Below are 23047 nucleotides of genomic sequence, written 5' to 3' on the forward strand. Positions count from 1 at the left end.
ATAATGTTCGCTCCTTTATGAGCCTCTATGAGAGGGGTAATGTTAGCTTGCGCCTTAGTTAAGGGCCGATACTATATTTAGGACACTGATTTAACCCAATAAGTCTGTTTAATCCTAAATTTCGCTTGGCAAGGAACTAGCGAGAGCATTCCCTGGTAGGCCTTTAACTCTTACCGTTAACGTAATACGCAGGTACGCCTCTGGTCAACTATGGTTTAAGTCTTAGGCCCGAAGCAAGCGTGTCTTGATATCTGGGTCGTTGACAGTGATTTGGATGCCGTAGTTATTAACTGACGCCAGTTAGGCACAGCTTTAAAATATTTTAAGATTTTATGCTGAAACGGGACTCACAAAATGCCGTGTTTTTCTAATGGCCTTTCTCTAACAAACTAAATGTCAGCAAATTCTGATTTTCTGCTTGCTGTCGGATTAGGGTTGCTGCTGTTTGAGAGTCTACTGGCTTTGAAAAAAAGAATCCTTGGGCGTACTCACATTTTAACCCTTTTAGTATAGATAGTTGCGAGGATTCTTCGACTCCTTCGGCTACTACATCCATGCCTAAATTGTGGGACAAAGTAACGATCGATCGCACAATTTCTGTCGGATCAATGCCTCCTTTACTGAAATCGAACTCACCTCCCATCCTGCTAACAAAAGAGCGGTCTATTTTTAAGGTATTGGTGGGGAAGCGGTGCAAGTACGAGAGCGATGAATAGCCGGTACCGAAGTCGTCAATGCACAAATGTATGTTTCGGGTTCTGAGCTGCACCAGCATTGCTGTTACTGATTCGGAATTTTCTATGAGTACGCTTTCGGTAATTTCTAGTTTTAAACTGCTGCCGTCGAGGTTAGTTTCTTGAAGAACTTGGTCGATGTATTCGATTAAATCTGGTTGAGAAAACTGTTTGACAGAAATGTTGACGCTAACGCTTAAGGGGGGGTTGCTGGGAAATAGCTGCTGCCACTGGCGGATTTGGTGGCAAGCTGTGCGGAGTACCCAGCGGCCGAGGGGTACGATCAAGCCGGTTTCTTCGGCTATGGTGATGAATTCGCCGGGGGAAACTAAGCCGCGTTCTGGATGCTGCCAGCGCACTAGGGCTTCAAAACAGGTAATTGTGTTATTGGCGATCGACACGATCGGCTGGTAGTGAATAATAAACTGGGGCGCTGCGGATAAGGGAGGTAAGGGTGATTCCGAGGATGGGGGAAAGTCTTCTTCTCTGGCCGGCTCTCTAATGGATTCGATCGCCCGCCGCAGGTCGTTTTCTAGCTGCAACAGCCGCAAAGCGTGGGCGTGCATGGAACTGTTGAAAACTTCGTGTCGGGCTCTGCCAAGTTCTTTGGCGCGATACATTGCTGTGTCGGCGTCGCGCAGCAGGGTTGTCGGTTCCAGGTATTCGGCAGAACTCAAAGCTATGCCGATGCTGGCGGTGATAAATACTTCGTGTCCGTCTAGAAGGAGAGGGGAGGTGATTTTCTTTTGCAGGCGGTTGACAATGGTGGTAGCTTCATTGATGCCCTCGATGTCTTCTAGTAACAGCACAAACTCGTCTCCTCCGAGGCGGGCTACTGTATCTCCGACCCTCAGACAAGCTTCCAGACGCCGCGCGATCGATACTAGCAATTGATCGCCGATGGCGTGGCCGAGGGAATCGTTGACTACTTTAAATCTATCTAAATCGAGAAACAGCACAGCAAACAAGTAGTCTTTGCGCCGTTTTGCCATCCTCAGAGCGTGTTCGAGCCGATCGGTCAATAGCGATCGGTTGGGCAATCCGGTGAGGGCGTCATGAAAAGCATCGTGCAGCAGTTGTTCTTCGGCGAGTTTGCGCTGAGTGATGTCGTGACAGTTAATCACGATTCCCTGGACTGCGTGATCATAAAGCAAGTTGGTAGCTACAGCTTCTACATAACACCAGGAACCGTTGCGGTGGCGGACTCGGTACTCAACTGGGCACTGACTTCTTTTGGGGTTTTCAATAGCTTTGTGGAGGGTTTCGGTGATCGTGGCGCAGTCGTCGGGGTGAACTATTTCTAAGGCGCTGCGACCGATCGCCTGGTGGGGCGGGTATCCTAAAATTCGCTTGACGGAAGGACTGATGTAGCGGAAGATGCCTTCGGCGTCGAGAATGATCGTGATGTCTGTGGCGTTTTCAATCAGCGATCTAAATCGCTGTTCGCTTTGGCGCAGGGCTGATTCTGCTTGTTTGCGATCGCTGATGTCGAGTGCCACTCCGTCTATAATTACGTCGCCGTTTTCGTTTTTGGAAAATTTAGCGCTGTCTTGCACCCACTTGACCTCCCCAGATCTCAGAACGATGCGGTACTGCCGATCGCACGGCAAAAGACTCGCTGTCGATGCTGCTACGCTGCTGTCAAAAAAGCTTTTGTCCTCTGGATGGATGATTTCTGTCAAGAGTTCCGGGTGCGAAATCACTTCTTCGGCCCCGATCCCAGTAACTTCGCGCACGCCCGGACTGATGTAGGGCATGGACATTGTGCCATCTGGATGCAGCACGGTGCGGTAGACTGAGCCGGGAATGTTGGCTGCCATTGTGGCTAGCTGCTGCTGGATGCCGCAGACTGCTGCTTCGGCGCGCTTGCGTTCTGCAAGTTCGGTTTGGGCTTGTTGGTAGAGTTCGGCTTGGTGGATCGCGATCGCGCACTGATCGGCTATGGCTTTGAGTAGCGACTGTTCTTCGACGCTCCAAGAGCGCGCCCGATCGCACTGATAGAGGCTAATTCCTCCCAAAAATGACTCCTGGTAAAGCAGTGGGGCGATCGCGACGGCGCGAAACCCTACCAACTCTGCTGATTCTTGCAGGGAGGGGCACAGGGTCGATAACTCGTCGATAATCAGGGTTTCCCCGGCCGCGAGTCCTGATCTGTAGTGCTCGGCCACTTGGCAATTTAGCCCGACAAACCGTTCTCTGTCGGATGCTTTACTGATGTAGCGAACTCTGATGCCGCCTTCAGCATCTGGCTGCAAGATGGCGCAGGCGCTGATGTCTAGAGCTTCGTGCAGTTGATCTGCGGTGGTTTGCAGCACTTCGTCGAGTACAAGGGTGAAGCGCATGGCTTGGAGGATGCGGTTGGCGATCGCTTCTCGCTGAGCTTGCCGCTGAATTTGGGCGATCGCTTCTTGTTGCTGACGCCGCATTTTGTATTCTTGGAGCGATCGTTCTAAAACTGTTGGCAACCTAAACAGTCGCCCTTTTAATACGTAATCGGTCATTCCGGCTTTGATGCACTCAACTGCCGCTTCTTCTCCCAAACTTCCCGTTATTAAAATCAATGGTATGTCGTGGCCCAATTCCTGCATTAATTTCAACACTTCTAAACCGTTGAATCCCGGGAGGCGGTAATCGGATAGTACAGCATCGTACTTGCAATTCTCAAGCAGTTTTCTGCACTCTGTTGCTGTTTCGGCAGTGTCGCACTTAAAATTTACCCCCCCCGCTTCTAAGGCGAGCACTATTAATTCCATATCTTCTGCCATGTCTTCGATAATCAACAATTTTAATGTTGATTCCGCTACCAGTTTTAGTAGATAGTTGGTCTGACTTATATCTAACATAAGGTATTGGGGATGTTTTTAATTTGTTATTCGTGTTGTTGCTATTAATTTTTTAGACTGAATTTGGTTGTTAATTTTATCTCGATATTTTTAGTTATTTTTAGCAAAATCAATTATATGCTCTACTCGCCAGACCTTTATTTAGCATCGGCAGTCGAGGGCTGACCGAACCGATTGGGGATCATCCCTCTTTTTAAAAGAGCGTTTTTTAGGAGTACGAGCATCTTGCACAGCCAAGCCTAGATCTTTCGCTTCCATCCCCGACAGTGAACACTCCTGTCATACCAAAATTCTGATGCTCTCACCGATTGTGACTTATTTAAGTGTATAAGAGTTTTAAATTATGAATTTAAAACTCTTATACACTTAACTTATGAATCTATATTACCGCTTGAGATTGTTTGCCCTAGTTTAAAGTAAAAGGTCGCTCCTTGACTAGGTAGGCTTTCGGCCCAAACCGCGCCGCCGTGGCGGTGAATAATCCGCTGGACGATCGCCAAACCGATGCCCGTACCTTCAAATTCTCTCTGGGAGTGCAGCCTCTGAAAGGCTCCAAACAGGCGATCGGCATATTCCATCGGAAAACCCACCCCGTTATCCTTGACAAAAATCGTCCCATCCGGTAAACCCTCAATAACTATTGTAGCTGGAGTGCGTCCGCGACTGAACTTGACGGCGTTGCTAATCAAGTTGCTGAACACCTGTTGCAGCAAGGTTGGATCTCCCATTACTGTCGGCAAATCTCCGACGGCAAATTCAACGTTGTGGGGAGTTTGGGCCGGATCTGCGACAGTTGCTGGTTTAGTCAATTTAATCGCATTTTGTACCAAACGGCTCAGATCGATCGGAATTTGCATCAACTCGGTGCGAGTCACCCGCGACAGGGCGAGCAAACCGTCAATCAACAGGCTCATTTTTTGGCTGCTGTCTTCAATTACTTCCATATAGTGAACTATTTTGCGATCGCTCAAAGCCTCAGTTAATTCTAGCCGCTGCTTCAACGCTTCTACAAAACCTGAAATGTGTCGCAAAGGTGCGCGCAAGTCGTGGGAAACTGAGTAAGAAAAAGATTCTAATTCTTGATTGGCAGCTTCTAATTGCTCTGTGCGTTCTGACAAAGCTTGTTTTGTCTCTACCAACTCAGTGATATCGCGAGCAGTCCCAATTAAAGCATAAACCTCGCCGTTGAGATTTCTCAGCGGAATTTTAAACGTGTCGAAGTAAGCATTGCCACCCGGTCTTACAAATTTTTCCTGGTAATGCAGAGTTTTGCCTGATTCAAAGACGTGCAAATTTTCCCGGCAAAATCGTTCTGTGAGTTCGCTGGGATAGCACTCAAAAATAGTTTTGCCTTGCATCTGCTGCCTGGTGTCGAAGCCAGAAAATTCGGCAAGGGGATGGTTGACAAAAGACAAGCGCATATGGTTCCTTTCTACAACATAAATGTAGTCCGGCAAAGCATCAAAAAAAGTCTCTAATTCTGCGGTACGCTGGGCAACTTGAGCTTCTAAAGTTTCGTTGAGTTCTTTAAGTTCAGCTTCTACTCGTTTGCGTTCGGTAATATCTTGACCAATGCCGATACAACTGCCGTCGGAAAGGTGAACATTAGCCCAAGAAGTGTCGATAATTCGCCCGTCTCTAACTTGTGTTTTGAAATCGCTCCACTTCTGAGTTGCTGCTTGGATTTCATCCAAAACATATTGACGGTATTCTGGTTGCGGATAAAATTCTGCCAAGATATCGCGGTTTTTGATTTCTGCCAAACTCCAGCCTAGCACTTGTTCCCAGTGGCGGTTTACCCAGTTTATTTGACCATCTTTGTTTAAGAAGGCAAGCATAATCGGCACGTTGTCGAAGATAGTTTGCAGCAGTTCTTTTTGCTGTTTTAATGATTCTTCGGCTTGTTTGCGATCGCTGATATCGAGTACGGAACCGATAATTTGCCTCATTTGTCCGTCAGGGGTTCTTTTGAAGATTGTAGAGCGATCGTGCACCCAGCGCCATTCCCCATTTTTGTGTTTAATTCTGTAGTCTCTGTCATCCGTTTCATAGGGATTGCTGCTGTGTTTTAGTCGCTCCATACCTGTAATTATCTTTAACAGATCATCGGGATGAATTAAGTTAGCTACAGCGTCTGTACCCAAATCTTGCAATTCTTCGGGAGTGTATCCCAGCATCGCTGTGATCGATTCATTTGCATAAATATTTTTGTTTTCTACTGCATCGTAAATGTAAAGGAAGTTAGGAATAGTTGTCAGGATACTCTCCAAAAGTTGTTGATGCTTTTGCAGTTCTGATTCTGCCTGTTTGCGCTCGCTTAAGTCCAGCACAAAACTGACGCCTAACTGCTTCGTTCCTTCTAAAAATGTGCTGCCCAGCAGCACCGGAACGAGGCTACCATCGGAGCGTATAAATTCTTTTTCAAAGGGGACAACAGTATTTCTAGCCTTCAGTTCGGCAACTTTTTCTGTATCTAAACGCACGTATTCTGGCGGTGTCATTTCTTGCCAGTTAACTTTTCCGGCAAGCAGGTCGTCCCGCGTATAATTTACGGTGCTTAAAAAAGCCACGTTGGCATCTGTAATGTGGCCGTTAAGGTCCCAAAAAATTAAGCCGATCATATTAGAATCAACTATGGCTTTAAATTTGGATTCGCTTTGTCGCAACTCCGATTCGACTTGTTTAAGTTCTGTGATGTCGCGGGCGATGGATAAAACTGTTTCTACTGAATTGTCTTCAGCAAACTCAGGAATGACTCGACAGTGGTAATGTTTTATGCCATCGGGAGTGGGAAACTCAAATTCTATGGTTTCTTGTTTGCCGGTGCCAAATACTTTCATAAAAGTCTCGTCCCACAGGTCGCACAAGTGCGGCGGCATTCCGGCTTGTCTGGTGGTGTTGCCAATCAATTCTGCGGGGTTTTTTCCGATTAATGATTTGACTGCTTGGTTGACGTAAAGGAGGCGCAGTTCTCGATCGAACCGCGTTATGATATCGGTAGAATTTTCGGCTAGGGCGCTGAAAGCTTGTTCGCGCCCGTGCAGTTCTTCTTGAGTACGGTGGCAATCGGTTATGTCTCTGCCAAGAGATAGAATTGAAACTACTGTTCCCGATTCATCCATTAGTGCAGAATTGTACCATTCGCAGTAAATTACCGAGCCATCTTTGGTATAGTTGCGGTTGCGGCAAACGTTGCGGGGTTCTCTGCTGTGTAACAGTTCATTTGTGACAGAGCACACTTGCTCCAAGTCTTCTTGATAAACTATTGACCATTGGTGCCAGTATTTGCCAATTACTTCTGCTGCACTCCAGCCAAATATTTGTTGGGCCATTGGCGACCACCGCACTACCCGAAATTCCCTGTCCCACTCTATAACTGCCAGGGGCGAGTTTTCTAGGTGAAATTCCCGCCGCGAGTTGGCTTGTTTTATTTGAGTTTGAAGTTGCTGGCGGAGTTGCTTCGCCCCGGCCAAGCGGTCGCTGATTTCCTGTGTGTTTGCTGAGCCGGCTTTGGCAATGTGAGCAATGGTTTCTGCTGTTTGTTTTTCGAGTTCGTTCCAAGCGAGTTCGAGGGCTGATTCCGCCTGCTCTAGCTCAGTGATGCTGTTGTGAAACAGTGTGGCACTTTCAACTGGAATTTCAGGCATATTTTTGACACTTAGGCAAGTGTTACTTTTACAATTCAAAATTAAAGTTTAAAAATTAAAAATATGTAATTTCCTCTCAAATTATACATTTTTAACTTTTAATTTGTGCGCGGAGCCGATCGCCCTCAGTGGGCGGTGCTATTAAAGACTGCCACTAAAAGGGTTTGGCGTGCAGCTCGATCGGCAATTGTGGTCGATAGATCTAAAACTCTCCTGGGCAAGGGTGTGGGCGGGAGCTGGCGCTAAATATATTTTTGCACAGGGTTGTTGTTTGGGGCGATCGAAAGGATATCGGCGTGGGTCGATCGCCAATCTGTAGCAGGGTGTTGCGTATGCAGAACCCCATATGTCTCAACTAAACACGCTTTCTCAAAGTCCGATAGGGGTTTAAACCTGCCGAACAAAGGGTTTGACGCGCTTGTTGACACCAATGAAACCGCCCCTACCTACAAATAATCTTCAATCACTTTGGTCAATAAAAAGCTAAAATAAAATCTAAAGTTATTCAGTCTTTAAAATTGCTTATGACTGCTGCTGCACCCTCTTCGATAAAAAACCAAACTCAGTACGAAGCCATTATCGGCCTCGAAACTCATTGTCAATTAAGTACCAATACTAAAATTTTCTCCAGTTCTTCTACAGAATTTGGCAATGCTCCAAATACTAACATTGACCCAATTTGTATGGGAATGCCTGGAGTGTTGCCAGTATTAAATCAAAAAGTGCTGGAGTATGCGGTGAAAGCAGGGCTGGCTCTCAACTGCGAAATCGCACCTTACAGTAAGTTTGACCGCAAGCAATATTTCTATCCCGATTTGCCGAAAAATTATCAAATTTCTCAGTTCGATTTGCCGATCGCTACTAACGGTTGGCTAGAAATTGAACTCGTGGATGAGACGGGAAATTCTACTAGAAAAAAAATCGGGATCACTCGCTTGCACATGGAGGAAGATGCCGGAAAATTGGTTCACGGCGGCAGCGATCGGCTCAGCGGTTCTACTTATTCAATGGTGGATTACAACCGTGCCGGTGTGCCTCTGATCGAAATTGTTTCGGAACCGGATTTGCGATCGGGCGCGGAAGCTGCCGAATACGGTCAAGAATTGCGCCGGATCGTGCGCTACATCGGTGTTGGCGACGGGAATATGCAGGAAGGTTCGCTCCGGTGCGACGTGAATATTTCGGTGCGCCCCGTTGGCAGAAAAGAGTTCGGCACGAAGGTGGAAATTAAAAATATGAACTCTTTTAATGCGATCGAACGGGCGATCGATTACGAGATCGAGCGACAAATTCAAGCTATAGAGAATGGCGAAACCATCGTCCAAGAAACGCGGCTTTGGGAGGAAAACAAGCAGTGTACTTTCAGTATGCGGATTAAGGAAGGTGCCAGCGATTACCGGTATTTCCCGGAACCGGATTTGCCTCCGATCGAAGTTTCGGCTGAGCAATTACAGGATTGGAAAGCTCAACTGCCGGAATTGCCGGCAATGAAGCGCAATCGCTACGAAACTGATCTCGGTCTTTCTCCCTACGACGCGCGGGTGCTGACTGACGACAAAGCGGTGGCGGAGTATTTTGAAAAATCGATCGCCGCCGGTGCTGTGGCTAAACAAGCTGCCAATTGGGTGATGGGCGATATCACTGCTTACCTGAAAAATGAAAAGCTGGCGATCGCAGAAATTCCTTTCCAACCGCAGGATTTAGCCGAACTGCTGGCGCTAATTGATGCCGGCACCATCAGCGGCAAAATCGCTAAGGATATTTTGCCAGAGTTGCTGGCAAACGGTGGTTCGCCTCAGAAGTTCGTTGAGAGCAAGGGTTTGATTCAAATTTCGGATACTGGGGCGATCGATCAAGCGATCGATGCCGTGTTAGCCTCCAATCCCAAGGAGCTCGAACAGTACCGAGCCGGTAAAACTAAGCTGCTGGGCTTTTTTGTCGGCAAGGTGATGAAGGAAACGGGCGGCCGGGCTGATCCCAAACTGACCAACGAGCTGCTGGTGGCGAAGCTTAACGGCCCAGGCTAAGCAGTTGTTAAGGGTCGTGTAGCGGATACAGCCGCGGGCGATCGGTTTTTCCCGATCTCGCCGCGCGATCGCCCTTCTCGCTGGCTCGTAACTTTATAATTAATCTACATTTCTTTACAACATCTTCACGTTTGGGGGGTAACACCCCTCATTCCGGTCGTGTTATATTGTGTTATGTAGATGCACCCTGATGGCAGAGAGAGTTACTTAGGTAGCTCTCTCTTTTTTTTGTCTTTTTTTTTTCACGGACGTGAAAATACGGAGGGGAGAGGGGGATTGGCCATACTGATCCCCGATTACCGATTACCGATTAGCAATTACCGCTTTGAGTCGATTAATATCAACTTTAGTTATTAACTAATTTTGGCATTATGAGCGAACAAGCTAGCGAGCTAATCAAGCAGGGGATTTCGCAATATCAGGCGCGCCAATTTGAGGCGGCGTTGGGCTGTTGGCAGGAAGCGCTGGCGCTGTATCGCTCAATGGACGATAAGCGGCGATCGGGTGCGGCGCTGGGTAATATGGGCGTAGCTTACGAAGCGCTGGGAAATTACGCTCAGGCGATCGACTGCTACCAGCAGCATTTGGTGTTAGCGCGGGAAATTCGCGATCGCCGGGGTGAGGCAAATGCTTTGGGAAATCTGGGCAATGCTTGCTGTGCTTTGGAGGATTTTTCTGGTGCTATTGATTACCAGCAACAGCGTTTGGCGATCGCGCGGGACACTGGCGACGGGCGCTCTGAATTGGAAACTTTGGGCAATTTGGCGCTAGCTTACGATGCTAAGGGAGATTTGCCTGGTGCGATCGAATGTTATCACGAGCAGTTGTCGATCGCGCGCGCCAGCAAGGACGATCGCATTGAGCGCAATGCTCTCAAGTATTTGAAGCTCGGTTACAAGTATTTAGCAGATTACGAGAAGGCTAACCAGTACCGACAGGAGCAATTGGCGATCGTCCGGGAACTGTTTTTAACTGATAAAAATAAGAGTTTTGTACAACTTGCAGAAACAGTGGGTTTGAATCCAATTGAAGATTTTGCTGGAGCTAATTTAAGCGGTTTTGACTTGCACTACACTGATTTTAACGGTGCGGATTTGCGCGAAACCAACCTCCGAGGCGCCGATTTGACTTTGGCTGATCTCAGCGGTGCTTTGCTGAGCGCTGCTATTTTAATTGATGCTAATTTGTGCAATGCTAATTTGCGGGATGCTGAACTCAGCAGCGCCAATTTAAGCGGTGCTGATTTGCGGACAAAGCTGCCCCGGGCGAATTTGAGCGGTGCAAATTTAACCGGCGCAAATTTGAGCAGTGCTTATTTACCAAATGCGATTTTAGTAAATGCAAATTTAACAAATACTGATTTCAAGAATGCTGATTTAAGCGGTGTTAATTTGAGTGGTGCGAATTTAAACGGTGCTGATTTGAGCCGCGCTGATTTGAAAAGTACGGTGGTTAAAAATGCGAATTTTTCTGGTTGTGTCGGAATTTCGGAAGCCCTGAAGGTTGAATTGATGGCACGGGGCGGGATTTTTGAGTAGAATTTATTGGAAAGGTTGGTAATTGTAGAGGGTAAGAAAAGCTATGACTGCCGTAACTGCAAAACGATTCTCGATCGCAGAATATCACCGTTTGGGAGAACTGGGGTTTTTCGCCCCCGATGACCGAGTTGAATTGATTCGCGGAGAAATTATCATTATGGCTGCGAAAGGTACGTTTCACTCTGTTTGCAACTCGCTATTGCTTAAAAAATTGTACCCACTGCTGGAAGAACGAGCGATCGTGCGCGGTCAAGAGCCGATTATTTTGTCGGCTGATAGCGAACCAGAGCCTGATGTTGTTATTGCTCGCAATCGTTCTGATAATTATTTATCTTCTCACCCGGAGCCTGCTGATGTTTTGCTGGTAATTGAGGTTTCTGATTCTACTTTGAAATACGACAGGAGAACCAAGTTATCTCTCTATGCTGAATCGGGAATTTCTGATTATTGGATACTTAATTTGGTAGATATTCAACTGGAAATGCACAGCGAACCTTATCAAAAACAAAGAGGTGGTTTCGATTATCGAGTCAAACGAGTGGTTTTGCCGAATGAGGTTGTAGTAATTCCAGGTTTCCCAGATTTGTCTCTCGATTTATCTGCGGTATTTCCGGCGCAGATGGGTGAGTAAAAAATCTGGCTCGATCACACATATTTTAACTCAGTAATTAAAGAGCGATCGAGCTTTTTTCGATGATATAATCTAAAAGTGCAAAGGAATGATATTATGTCCGGTCGATGACCCCTAATACGGTAGGGGCGGGTTCACGAAAAATATCTGCCAATAATTGACAATCTCAAAAACCCGCCCTTTTAATCTATCATCCAAAACAACTTGGTTTCTGACCCCGGATTTATTCACGGGAGAAATCTAAAATCTAAAATCTAAAATCTAAAATCTAAAATCTAAAATCAGATGACTGCTCAAACTCTCTCCCCGCCCGAACAAATCGTCCAGCTATCCGGTATCAGTTGGCAAACCTACGAAACTTTGCTTGCCGAAATCGGCGATCGGCAAATTCGACTGACATATAATCGCGGCAATCTTAAAATTATAGTACCTTCTCCAGAACACGAACGCTTCAAAACAATAATGGGTCGATTTGTTGAAACCTTAGCTGAAGAATTAGATGTGAGAATTGAACCTCTTGGATCTACCACATTCAAACGTCCTGAACTTAGCGGTGCAGAACCAGATAAATGTTTTTACATCCAGAATATTAGTGCAGTTAAAGGCAAAAAAAGAATCGACCTGACTCAAGATCCGCCGCCGGATTTAGTGGTAGAAATTGATATTACCAGCCGTTCGGAAAATACCTTGCAGGTTTATGCGGATCTGGGAGTGCCGGAAGTTTGGATTTATAATGGATCGCGGCTCAGAATCAACAGATTGGAAAATGGAGAATACGTTGAGGGCGAGCTCAGTTTAGCATTTCCCAGCTTACCGATATTAGAGATTGTCAGATTTTTGGAACAAGCAGAAACAATGGACTATTTGGAATTAGTAAAAGCATTTCGGAATTGGGTAAAAAGCCAAATTCAGCAAAACCAATGAAGGGCGGAGAGAATTAAACAAAATTTACAATTACACCCACAAAAAAAAGCTGTGTTGTGATAAAATAGAGATGATAAACTAATTTAAATATCAATTACAGGCTGGTAGTGCCAGCAATTCTACCCGATATGCGATCGCTAGAGTCTCACAACAAATACCCAGATTGCTTGTGGATGCAATTAGAAGCTATTCCAGTTCCATCGGTTGCAGCCCAAACCCAGCAGCTCGACATTCACTTGAGCCTGAATTTTAACGAGCATTGGGAACCCTTGCTAGGTGGTCGCGTCAAATTTGGTCTGCAAGGCGGGACGCTCAAGCTCTATCTAGAAAACTGCGAAATTCCCGTAGCATCACGTCAGTTAGTCGGTTCTTTCAAGCTTTTGCCGATAGGAGAAAGCCTGCCCATTCAAAGCAGTGCAGAAAATTTAGTAACTGAAAGTCAGCGGGGAGTTCAGGGCGGGGAGAAGGCGGAAAAAATTAAGGAAACAGAGAGCATATTTTGTCACGTTTCCACAATCAGCGATGATACAAAGCCAGCTTGGATTTTTGCAGTAGAACAGGGCAAATCAGTATTAAAAGGTTTGCTAAAAAGTGCTAAGCTGGGAGAATTGGCTGGCAAAGAATTTAGGATGGCAGCGGCTTTTGAAGTTGCTAAAGAAGATATTAATCTCACAGATGCGGAGGGTTTGTGGCCGCACGATATTACGCCCAATCAACATTCGGTTTTAGAAAGAATCCTGACTATATACCTGCAAGCAAATAAACTCCAACCTGCCCTCAGTTGGGCGCTATTGTCCTACAATTTGCCTCCGGTTGAACCGCGCGAGGTGGAAATTGTCCCGGAAGCTGAATCTCAATTGCAGGAAATGGTCGATCGCATTATCTCCGCTGAAACCGACAACTTTGTAGAGTTAGCCCAAATCGCCAATCTCAACCCAGCACTAGATTTTGCAGGTGGTAGCTTGCGCGGAACGACTTTAAGTGCAGTGGATTTTAGCAGCGCAACTCTCGATCGGGCAAATTTCCGGGGTGCAACCTTAAACGATGCCGATTTCAGCGACGCCAACCTGCAAAATGCCAAATTCGGCGGTGCAGATTTGAGCGGCGCTTTCTTAGGAAATGCTGATTTAAGCGGCGCAGATTTGCACAAAGCAAGTCTAGCTTTAGCTAACCTCAGCGGTGCCAATTTGAGCAGCGCAAATCTGCTGGAAGTGAACTTAACAAATACTAATTTCAGTGGTGCGAATGTCGAGTCAGCCAGATTCGGAAACAATTCAGGAATGGATGAGGAGATGCAGGTGAATCTACAGCAGCGAGGCGCAATTTTTGAAGAGGTTTAGTCCGTAAGTGCGAGATTCCTTTCATCCATCTTGCCACAAAAATGGCGATGGGGATGTAAATAGTAAAATTTACTCTGGTTTACTGCTTGTGCTATAATTGAGTAAAAATCTTTGTAATTACCAATTGCTAAGATAATGCAAGCTGAAAAAATATCAATTTCCTTATCACAATCGCTACTACAGTTTATTGAAACTTACAAAATTGCTAAAGGATGCAAATCGCCCTCCCAAGTAATTGAAGTAGCTTTGGAATTGCTGCGAAATCAAGAATTAGAATCTGCTTACAGACAAGCATCTAGTGAAGTAGATGCCGCTTGGGATGTAACAGTTGCCGATGGATTGACAGATGAAACGTGGTGAAATTTACTACGCTAATCTCAGTCCTACGGTTGGTTCTGAGATAGATAAACGCCGTCCCGTATTGGTGGTGAGCAATGACGCTAATAACCGTGCTGCCAATACAGTTACAATTCTACCAATTACCTCTAATATAACCCGTGTCTACCCTTTTGAGGTGTTGCTAAATCCAGAGGATAGCGGTTTGCCCAAACCTTCTAAAGTGCAAGCACAGCAAGTACGGACAATTTCTAAACAGCGAATCAGCAGCGATGCAGTCGGAAGTTTGAGTGAGGAAATCATGCAGTTGGTAAATGCTGCTCTCAAACTGCATTTAGAGGTTGATTAAGTCTCATATATCCGCAACATAACTTTTTCGGCGTTGCTGATCCGAAGTATGAAAACACAAACCAGATCCCCGACTTCTTTCTTGCCACTCGGATTTTCAGTGACTGACTTTGATTCAGAAGTCGGGGATCTGCCGGAAATCCTACCGTTATTCAGCAACGCCCAGCGCGATCGCCCTTTTATCCATATCCGTCCATCGTGGCACGGGCGTCTCGCCTGTGCTTCCGAATCGGGTCAAAAAGAGCGATCGCCCTACCAAACAAATTATCCTTCATCCTCCGACTTTACAGGAGGACGCCCAGAAATCACAATAAATCCCACAGACTCAAGAGTCATGTGCGGGCGGCGAATACCAGCTAAAACCGCTTCACTCAACAAACTTTCGGTATTGATTTCCTCAGCCAAAACCGATTCTAAAAGTTGTTCGGATTTAGAAAGTCGATTCAATCGCAATTGCAATTGATTCACCCGGTTTTCGAGTTGGATAGCAGCAGTGACAGCAGATCGATCGCACATTTCCACAAAAGCCGATCGCCCGCGCAGCAATTCCTCCGATACCACCCGTCCCTTTTGACAAAAATCATCCCATTCTAGCGGATCGACAAAACTGTCAATCAGCGACGTGCGATTTTTAGACAAATTGTAATCCCGATTTGGCCCGCCTTTCCCCTTATAACCCCGCTGCAAAATCGCTAGAATTTCCGCATCTTCCACCAGAGACATCGGCTCGCTGCGAGCATCTACAAACACAGTTTCAAAAGTTGGGATAAACAGAGCATCAGCGCGGCGCTGCAAAGCTTTCAAGTTGTAATTTTCGATGTTTTGTGCTTGCAAAACTTGCTCGGCCGGCTGCACATCAGTCTGGATTGAATAATTAAACTGGAAGCCGAACCACTCCTTCCCCGGCGCAGCATCCCAACTTTCATCATGCCGCCACATGGCAAAAGCTTGACCGCGATCGTCCCAGCGAATATAAGAGCTAATTGCATCGATCAATCCCTCACCAATGCGGTAAAGAGCCACATCCGCATTCTGATAAGCAATACGGCGATTGTAACTGCCATATTGCTGGCAATAAGGAACCAATCTGGTCATCAAATCGTTCGAGGGAATTAACGTTTTTTGAGTAGGTTTATAGCGCATCAACCCCGATATACTCGGATGTTCGATTTGTTTGAAGTGAAGAGCTTGACACAACCAGCCTTCAGTAGCCCGCTGCATTTCTTTATGCTTAGCATCGCAGTTATCGAGAGACTCAAAATACTGAGATGCGCTGTCATCAAGAGTATCAATTTCATCGAGAACGTACTGTTCGTCAATTTTGATTTTCTCTTGTTCGATTTCAGTTTTAATCGCTTCAATTTCGCTGGATAAGCCCTTGCCTCCCTCAGCAAACAACTTTTCTTCAAGTTTGAGAATTTTTTCCTCAGCATAAAACTGAAGGCTGGCAATAGATTTGTTGAAGATATCAAACCCATCTTTTAAAACTTGAAACCAAGCTTCGTGGGGACTCTCCGGCATATCCGGGCCTGCAAACAAACAAAATTGCACTCCCATTTTGCTGCCAATGCGATCGACTCTGCCGAGTCTTTGTTCTAACTGGTTGGGAAACCACGGCAAATCGAAGTGAACTAACCAATCTGTCAATTGCAGATTTACCCCTGCTTCGGCAGATCGATCGCACACTAAGATAAAACAATGCGCCTCAGTCTTAAAGCGCTTGAAACTAGCCTCAACATCATCAGCCGATTTGCTCGTGTCATGGCTGGCGATCGCATTTTTACCAAAGATTTTCGCTAAATTTTCCGCAATCTCTTTACAAGTCGCAGTAAAACTGGTAAAAATCACAATTTTCGGGAAACGCTCGCCGGGAATCGGTCGTTTAATTTGCTGTTGAATTCTCGACAGCAAATCGCGAGGATTGCTGTGATACTCGCGCGGAACCTTCAACGCCACTGCCAGAAATCGGAGAATGGCGATTCGTAACAAACTCAGTCGATCGAGTCCTTCCTGGGGCTTTTCCAGGGTGTTAAGCAAGGTTTCTAGTATTTCCCTTTCTTCGGGAAACAGCGCAGTTTTGGTCAAAATTGCCGTGTCATTTTGTCCAAATTCGCGATCGAGTTCTGGAGTCGATTTTTTCTGCAAGCGAGCTTTGATAACCCGTTCTAAAACATTCAGCCAAGTACCAGAAGCGCGGAAAAATAGCAGAAAAATTCTCTGATATTCGCTCGACTTGGGAGCGACGGTGCGCCATTTATCGAGTACGGTTTGAATTTCCGACCACTGTTCATCATTCAGATCGTACTCGGTTTTGGGGACAGCATCTCGATCGAAAATCACATCTTCAACCGCATCCCGGCGGTTGCGAAGGATGCGACGATGCAGGCGATAGGTATCGCTAACATGAGTGCGAATAGTTCGGACAAGCCGAGCCTGTTCTGCGGTTTCTTTAGTTTTTAAACAACTTTCTAACTCTGTTGCTAATCCGATTAAATAATCATCTTTTGCAAAAAGAGTGCGGAGTTGAGCGAGTTTTGTTTGCAAAACAGCAGGCTTGGCATTTTCTCGGAAATCTAGCAAAGCGCGGCCGATTTCTTGACGGTTTTGCACCTGTTCCTTGAAGCTTTCCAGGTCATCAAGACGGTAAGTTGTCGGATCTAGCAAGTGCAGCATCGTTAGAAAATCTTGCTCATGGCCGATAACTGGCGTTGCAGATAATAACAATACATTTTTGCTTTTCTGAGCTAGTTTCTGACAAAGTTCAAAGGACTGCTGCTGAGTACGATCGCTCGAATGTGCCATTGCTGCCACATCATGCGCTTCATCCACAATCAGAAAATCTAGGTTAGCGTTGCGGCTAATTTGATTGATGTCGCTAACAGCAGCAAGCTGCACTCGGTCAGCAAAATGAGACAAATAGAATTTATTTTCCAACTCCTGTCGCCACTGTTCGAGCAAGTATTTCGGAACCAGTACCACAGCGCGTCCGTTGGGTTCATCTAGCAGGAATTGGCGGAGAATTGTCCCGGCTTCTACTGTTTTTCCTAGTCCTGGTTCGTCTGCCAATAAATAGCGCACAATTGGGTCTTCTAGGACGCGCCGGACGACTTCAACTTGGTGCGGATAGAGGTCTATGTTAGCAGAAATTAAACCGGTCATGCCGCGGCTGACGGCCCGCTGTTCGATCGCAGATTGAACAAATGCCAATCGCCGATCGTGAAAATACGGCGTTTCTTGGCCTTTGACTGCTAAAATGTCGATCGGATCGGCGATCGGGATATTGCAGCGAACGTAAAGTTCGGTTTCAACAGCTTGCAAACTTTGGCTGTCGGGCAGGTCAATTTCGTACTCTAATTTATCTTCATCCCAGTCATAAACTCGACCGATTATCCACCTTTCCTGAGTTGTACTCCAGAGGTAGCAGCGGGTTTGGCGCTGAAGTCTGGCTTCTTGCAGCAAACCCAAGGGTACAGTTTTGCGGATGCGGTTTTTAACTGAGCAAAAATATTCAACTACGGCATCGGTACGCGATACCTCGACAACTTTTCCGACTCCCAAATCGCTTCGGGGCGATCGCACTAACGAACCAACATCAATCATAGTTTTAGCCTGACAATACTTACTAGAATACAGTACATCCTTTCACCTTAAAAAAATTAGCAAGATGCGATTTTCGCCTGCCTCGCTGTTTTAGTCAAATGACAGTCAATCATCTATTCGGAAAACAATAAGTTTAGCATGGTAACTAACATTTTGGTATTCAATAAATATCCGGGCAGCGAATAAGAATACCTACTTACGATCAAGGAAAAACAACGCCTGCATTACCGGATTCCCATTTCGGGTATTTCTGCATAACACTGCTATAAATTTGAGAGTCTGTAAACTCTGCTAACCAAGCTTGTAGCGGTGGCCAAGGCTGTTCGTTGAACCAAGCTTGATCTGTATGAGCAAATTGACGCACAAAAGGTGCGATCGCCATATCAGCCAATGCTATATTATTACCAAATAAATATTTAGTGGCGCTTAACTGTGAGTTGAGTTTTTCCAGGAATAAAGAACCTTCATAACGATGTACTTGGGCATCAACACCGGGATAACGATCCGGGTACTTATAACGGTCAAGATGATATTTAAACCTATCATCAAATAGAGCGATTAGTTCCAGCATTTCTGTAAGAGAACCTTGCTGTGGCATCAACCATTTTTCAGGATCATGTTGTTTCAATGCCCACAACATGATATCGATACTTTGATCCAGTACGCGCCCATCAACATCAATCAATATTGGTACTGTACCTTTGGGAGATATCTCCAACATCTCTGGTGGTTTGTCTCGCAAAACAACTTCCCGCAACTCACACACCCGATTGCTAACCATCAAGGTCAAGCGCGCCCGCATAGCATAGGGACAGCGGCGGAAGGAATACAAAATCGGGTATGTTGCTAACATATAATATCAATTCCGGTTGCACCGGAATTAGTGTTGACTGTTGACTGTTAACTGTTGACGGGCGGGTCGAAAAACTGAATGGTTGAGTGTTAAGCTTTGACTCAATTTTATTATTCCGATGCAACCGGAAACGATATAATTAGTCGATCGCACGATCGGGATTTTCGGGTCAGAAACCCCATTTCTTCGTAGATTTCTTGTCGCCAAACAAGATTTTTCGTAGAAACCGGGTTTCTTTGAGCTTAGTGAATAATACTATTAGTCGCAGGCCTCATCTACTTTTTCCTTCCCATCGTAGCGCGCGCCTATATGTACTTGGTTGCGACGCTTAGCAAGCTCAATCTGACGTTGACGTTCAGATAAGGCTTGTTTTTTGGTTTCAGTTTTTGAGTCATGACAATGAGGACAACTCACACCAAGTACAAATAATTCAGAAGCCTTATCTTCCTGACTAATCGGGTGACGACAACCGCGACAAAGTTCATAGTTTCCCGGTTTTAAGTCCTGACCAACAGAAACCCGTTCATCAAACACAAAACATTCACCTTCCCAACGACTTTCTGCTTCCGGTACTGTTTCCAAATATTTTAAAATTCCGCCTTCGAGATGATAGACTTCCTCAAAACCTTGACTACGCAAAAAAGCAGTAGATTTCTCGCAGCGAATACCACCCGTGCAAAACATTGCCACCTTGGGTTTATTGCGTAAAGCAGTTTCTCGCAGCACCCATTCAGGTAACTCAGAAAAGCTTTTTGTTTTGGGATTAATAGCGCCTTCAAAAGTACCCATAGATACCTCGAAATCGTTACGCACATCAACCACGACAACATCGGGATCGTCAAGCAGCTTATTCCACTCATCAGGCTTAACATATTTGCCAGCCATGAGGCGGGGATTAATGTCCGGTACTCCCATCGTGACGATTTCGCGCTTCAAGCGTATTTTCAGGCGGTAAAAAGGTGCTTTTTCCGAGAAAGATTCCTTGTGTACCAGATCCGCAAAACGCGGGTCACTACGCAAGAATGCCAGCACTGCGTGTACGCCCTCGGACGAGCCTGCAATAGTGCCATTAATGCCTTCTTGAGCCAGTAAGATAGTGCCTTTGACGTTGTTGTTGTTGCAACAATCGAGTAGCGGTGCTTTCAGCTCAGCAAAATCAGGTAGTTCAACGAACTTATATAAAGCAGCGGTTAAGAAAGAAGCCATAGATTGAATGGATAAGACTAATTAGAATTTTGAAAATTAATTTAAACCGGACGGTGGGACTCGAACCCACGACGTTCAGCTTTACGAGTAAGTATCGGTCATGCAACCGCCTGCTGGCAGAGGATTGTATGCTCAAAGCTGAATTTTGTCTCCTATTTTGTCTCCAAAGTGCTAGCCTTGTCCTGTTGCTTTTTGCATTTTACCATGACCGATACGTCTAGTAGAGCCAAGAAAGGATCGGTAGTTGTCCAGACTCGCAGTGGCAGGTTGCGCTTGCAGTTGCCCAGGCAGATTTACGGGGGCGATCGCAAGTACCTGTACCTAAACCTACCTGACACCCCTGAAAACTGGGAATTGGCACAAGCTAAAGCCCAACTGATTGAATCCGACATCAAGTTCGAGCGTTTTGACCCTACCCTCAAAAAGTACAAGTCGCAAACTCACTTGACCGTCGTTGAGACTATCAAGTCCAAGCCCGAACTGACTCTAACTAAATTGTTTGAGAGATATTTAGAGTTCAAAAAACCTGCTGTCAAGCCCACAACTTTTCACTATTTAGTAACGAGCATTCAGGCTTATATTAACCGCTGTCCCTACCAAAGTTTGTCCGAGGATGATGCTTTGCAAATACGCGCGTGGCTGCTAGGCGATACTACTAACAGCATGACTAAGCGAATCTTGACTTATATAAATGCAGCGGTTGAATGGGGGATTAAATTTAAAATTATCACCAGGTTGTCCGCTTCTCCTTTTAACGGAATGGCAGCCGACTTGCCAAAACACAACTGGCAAAGTGACCCCGAACCGAACGCTTTTAGTCCAGAAGAAAAGGCGTTGGTATTAGAAGCCTTCAAGAACCACAGGGGAAATTGGAACGGTAGGGGTTATTCAGGGCAAAAACTTTGCTACTATTACCCTTTGGTGCAGTTTTGGTTTATGACTGGATGCCGTCCCTCTGAGGGTGTTGGCTTGAGGTGGCGCGATATTGCCACTGACTTTTCTCACATTGTGTTTAACGGCAGTGTACAGCATCCGGGCGGGATGGAAACTAGGGTTGATGGTAGTAAAAATAACAAGCGCCGCAAATTTCCTTGTAATCAGGAATTGAGCGAGTTTTTAAGAAAGCTTGAGCGGGAAAACTTGACGGACAACAACAGTCTGGTTTTTCCCTCACCCAAGAAGGGCGGGGCGATTAATTACAGCAATTTCACTATACGAACGTGGCATAAGTTGGTTGATCCAATTACTGAGAAAACTCGCGAGTTTGAAGAAGACCGCAAAACCACCACCCCTTATTCTTGTCGGGATACTTTTATTAGCGAGCAGGTTGGTAAAGGCGTACCGAGTGCCGTTGTGGCTAAGTGGTGTGATACGTCGGAGAAAGTAATTAATTCTGTGTATTTGGATGGCAAGATTTTGGAGCATTTACGCCCCCTTTGATGCTATTAATATGTTGATTCTAGGGTCATTTGAGGAAGATTTAGCTAGCTCGAAGACGGACAAAGACCCAGACAAAGGTCCGACACCTAAGCCACCAGCCGAAAAAGTTTATCAAAGGTTGGACCTGTTGCGCTCAATCATAAAAAGTCCAGGGCGGAATTGGCGGATCTAACAATTCTAAATGATTTGCAAAACCCTACGCGAGAAAGATGCTTGCACTACAAGGATTCTGATCTCGATTAATTTTGCGACTGATTTAGGACTGCTATATAGTGGCGGTGCTGGACGTATTTGCAGAGCTAGGCGATCGACCCCATCTGTATTTGGAGACAGTCAAAATTGTCTCCAAATTGTCTCCAAATTATCTCCAACTAGCTATCCAAAACCCGATATTTATCTCCAAAACATCCCGTGCAACCACAGAGAACCAGCCCTAGAAACGCCAAAACCCTTGATTCCTCAAGGGTTTTAAATACTCTTCGCACAAGCGGACGGTGGGACTCGAACCCACGACGTTCAGCATGGGAAGCTGACATTCTACCACTGAATTACGCCCGCGCTTAGTGTTTTTTACCTGTTTTCACCTTTTTTGACTTGGGAGGCCGATCGGTAAAAAACGACTAGAAAAACATTATACAACTATTTTCTGATTTTGAGTATAGCATTTTGACAATCAATTTTGGGCGGCAGCCGATCGCACAGCGGAGCCATGCACTGTGGCGGACGAGCAAATTGTCATCGCAACGAAAAGCTGCCACGAAATGAGCAATCGCCTCGCTTCCGAACATTGACAAAGAGTTAGCGGCTTCTGCAGGCACATTCCGATCGCGATCGAACAGCATCATTTTTAACAGCGCCGCCAAAGCTTCCGCACTTTGAGTCTGCCGCCATCCCATCCCCACGAACATCGCACCATAAACTCCCCATCCTTCACTTTCCTCACCAACATTGATCGCACCACCGCAGAGTCGCACTTTCTCACAGCCGTTACCCCCGGCAGCCTGTCTTGAGAATCCGAACTTTGCAGCGCTGCTTGGATTTCCCTAATTTCTCTAAGTCAATTAAAATATATTTTTGTTACTTTTCTTTAAAGTTTTAGCACAAATCGCCGGATTTTGGGAAAATAAAAAAAAATTCTGTTATCAGATTGTGTCTGCTAATTAACAGCCTCAAACTTCAACACCAGAAGAAGTTCAGAAAGTAATTGCTGAATTTGATCAATATTGGCAACCGCTAATCGACGATACTCGGGAAAGGAATCAAAAGGTAAAAATGCCCCAGCAAGCAGTGATGAATGAGTCAAAAAAATAATCCAGAGATAATTTATATCGACGCGGCGCTAGCGAATTTGCGTGAAGCGAAGCTATCCCCCTCTTAATCGCCACAACCTGCATAAAAACGAGATTAATTACTGTTCTGTATGGTGTTCTGTTGCTTGAGAAGAGTCCAAAAGATTCCGGTGGGAAGTTTATTGATGAGTTGCGGCATTTAGGGAACTCCACTCGATCGCAAACATTCATAGAATTGCTACGATCGCAGAATCTGGAAAGTTCACTGATTCTTTACTCTTAACAGTACAA

The 23047-nt window shown here is 45.7% G+C and carries 15 protein-coding genes and 1 tRNA gene; 9 read left to right on the plus strand and 7 right to left on the minus strand.

Features of this window, described 5'->3' with window-relative positions:
* Positions 1–367: 367 nt before the first annotated feature.
* Both QUB44_RS00510 and QUB44_RS00515 read right to left on the minus strand, forming a co-directional pair.
* A complete protein-coding gene (locus tag QUB44_RS00510) occupies positions 368–3577 on the minus strand; it encodes an EAL domain-containing protein (protein ID WP_333361755.1) in 3210 nt (1069 codons plus the stop codon).
* Positions 3578–3948: 371 nt separating this feature from the next.
* Positions 3949–7224, minus strand: a complete 3276-nt coding sequence (locus tag QUB44_RS00515) for a PAS domain S-box protein (RefSeq protein ID WP_333361758.1) — start codon at positions 7222–7224, stop codon at positions 3949–3951.
* A 524-nt stretch (positions 7225–7748) separates the two neighbouring features.
* On the opposite strand from QUB44_RS00515, the gene gatB reads away from it, so the two are divergent.
* The 7 genes from gatB to QUB44_RS00550 all read left to right on the plus strand — a co-directional run bounded on the left by gatB (position 7749) and on the right by QUB44_RS00550 (position 14369).
* Positions 7749–9251, plus strand: coding sequence for an Asp-tRNA(Asn)/Glu-tRNA(Gln) amidotransferase subunit GatB (gene gatB / locus QUB44_RS00520; RefSeq protein ID WP_333361764.1), 1503 nt, complete (start codon positions 7749–7751; stop codon positions 9249–9251).
* A gap of 371 nt (positions 9252–9622) precedes the next feature.
* On the plus strand, positions 9623–10789 hold the full coding sequence (locus QUB44_RS00525) for a pentapeptide repeat-containing protein (RefSeq protein WP_333361767.1): 1167 nt from the start codon (positions 9623–9625) through the stop codon (positions 10787–10789).
* 43 nt (positions 10790–10832) lie between these two features.
* Complete coding sequence (locus tag QUB44_RS00530) at positions 10833–11420, plus strand: Uma2 family endonuclease (protein WP_333361769.1); 588 nt, start codon at positions 10833–10835, stop codon at positions 11418–11420.
* A 285-nt stretch (positions 11421–11705) separates the two neighbouring features.
* Complete coding sequence (locus tag QUB44_RS00535; protein ID WP_333361771.1) at positions 11706–12344, plus strand: Uma2 family endonuclease; 639 nt, start codon at positions 11706–11708, stop codon at positions 12342–12344.
* 107 nt (positions 12345–12451) lie between these two features.
* Positions 12452–13684, plus strand: coding sequence for a pentapeptide repeat-containing protein (locus QUB44_RS00540; protein ID WP_333361773.1), 1233 nt, complete (start codon positions 12452–12454; stop codon positions 13682–13684).
* Between the two features lie 135 nt (positions 13685–13819).
* Positions 13820–14044 carry a CopG family transcriptional regulator gene (locus QUB44_RS00545; protein WP_333361776.1) on the plus strand — a complete coding sequence of 75 codons (225 nt, stop codon included), beginning with the start codon at positions 13820–13822 and terminating at the stop codon, positions 14042–14044.
* On the plus strand, positions 14031–14369 hold the full coding sequence (locus tag QUB44_RS00550) for a type II toxin-antitoxin system PemK/MazF family toxin (RefSeq protein WP_333333393.1): 339 nt from the start codon (positions 14031–14033) through the stop codon (positions 14367–14369). The genes QUB44_RS00545 and QUB44_RS00550 overlap by 14 nt, the downstream gene beginning before the upstream one ends.
* Before the next feature lie 263 nt (positions 14370–14632).
* Here the strand turns inward: QUB44_RS00550 and dpdE are convergent, their stop codons facing one another.
* The 3 genes from dpdE to trhO form a co-directional block, all read right to left on the minus strand.
* Positions 14633–17968, minus strand: coding sequence for a protein DpdE (dpdE, locus tag QUB44_RS00555; protein WP_333361780.1), 3336 nt, complete (start codon positions 17966–17968; stop codon positions 14633–14635).
* A 202-nt stretch (positions 17969–18170) separates the two neighbouring features.
* Positions 18171–18821, minus strand: coding sequence for a glutathione S-transferase (locus tag QUB44_RS00560; RefSeq protein ID WP_333361783.1), 651 nt, complete (start codon positions 18819–18821; stop codon positions 18171–18173).
* 258 nt (positions 18822–19079) lie between these two features.
* Positions 19080–20027: an oxygen-dependent tRNA uridine(34) hydroxylase TrhO gene (trhO, locus tag QUB44_RS00565; RefSeq protein ID WP_333361787.1), complete on the minus strand. Its 948-nt coding sequence runs from the start codon at positions 20025–20027 to the stop codon at positions 19080–19082.
* 204 nt (positions 20028–20231) lie between these two features.
* Between trhO and QUB44_RS00570 the strand changes: the two genes are divergently transcribed.
* On the plus strand, positions 20232–21467 hold the full coding sequence (locus tag QUB44_RS00570) for a tyrosine-type recombinase/integrase (protein WP_333361789.1): 1236 nt from the start codon (positions 20232–20234) through the stop codon (positions 21465–21467).
* A 181-nt stretch (positions 21468–21648) separates the two neighbouring features.
* Positions 21649–21939 (plus strand): hypothetical protein, encoded by a 291-nt coding sequence (locus QUB44_RS00575; protein ID WP_333361792.1) that lies wholly within the window; start codon positions 21649–21651, stop codon positions 21937–21939.
* Between the two features lie 14 nt (positions 21940–21953).
* Here the strand turns inward: QUB44_RS00575 and QUB44_RS00580 are convergent.
* Positions 21954–22025: transfer RNA gene (locus QUB44_RS00580), tRNA-Gly, on the minus strand.
* Between the two features lie 62 nt (positions 22026–22087).
* A complete protein-coding gene (locus QUB44_RS00585) occupies positions 22088–22441 on the minus strand; it encodes a HEAT repeat domain-containing protein (RefSeq protein ID WP_333361795.1) in 354 nt (117 codons plus the stop codon).
* Positions 22442–23047: the final 606 nt, after the last annotated feature.

The sequence above is a fragment of the Microcoleus sp. AT3-D2 genome (assembly GCF_036705715.1).
In the GTDB taxonomy this organism is placed as follows: Bacteria; Cyanobacteriota; Cyanobacteriia; order Cyanobacteriales; family Microcoleaceae; genus Microcoleus.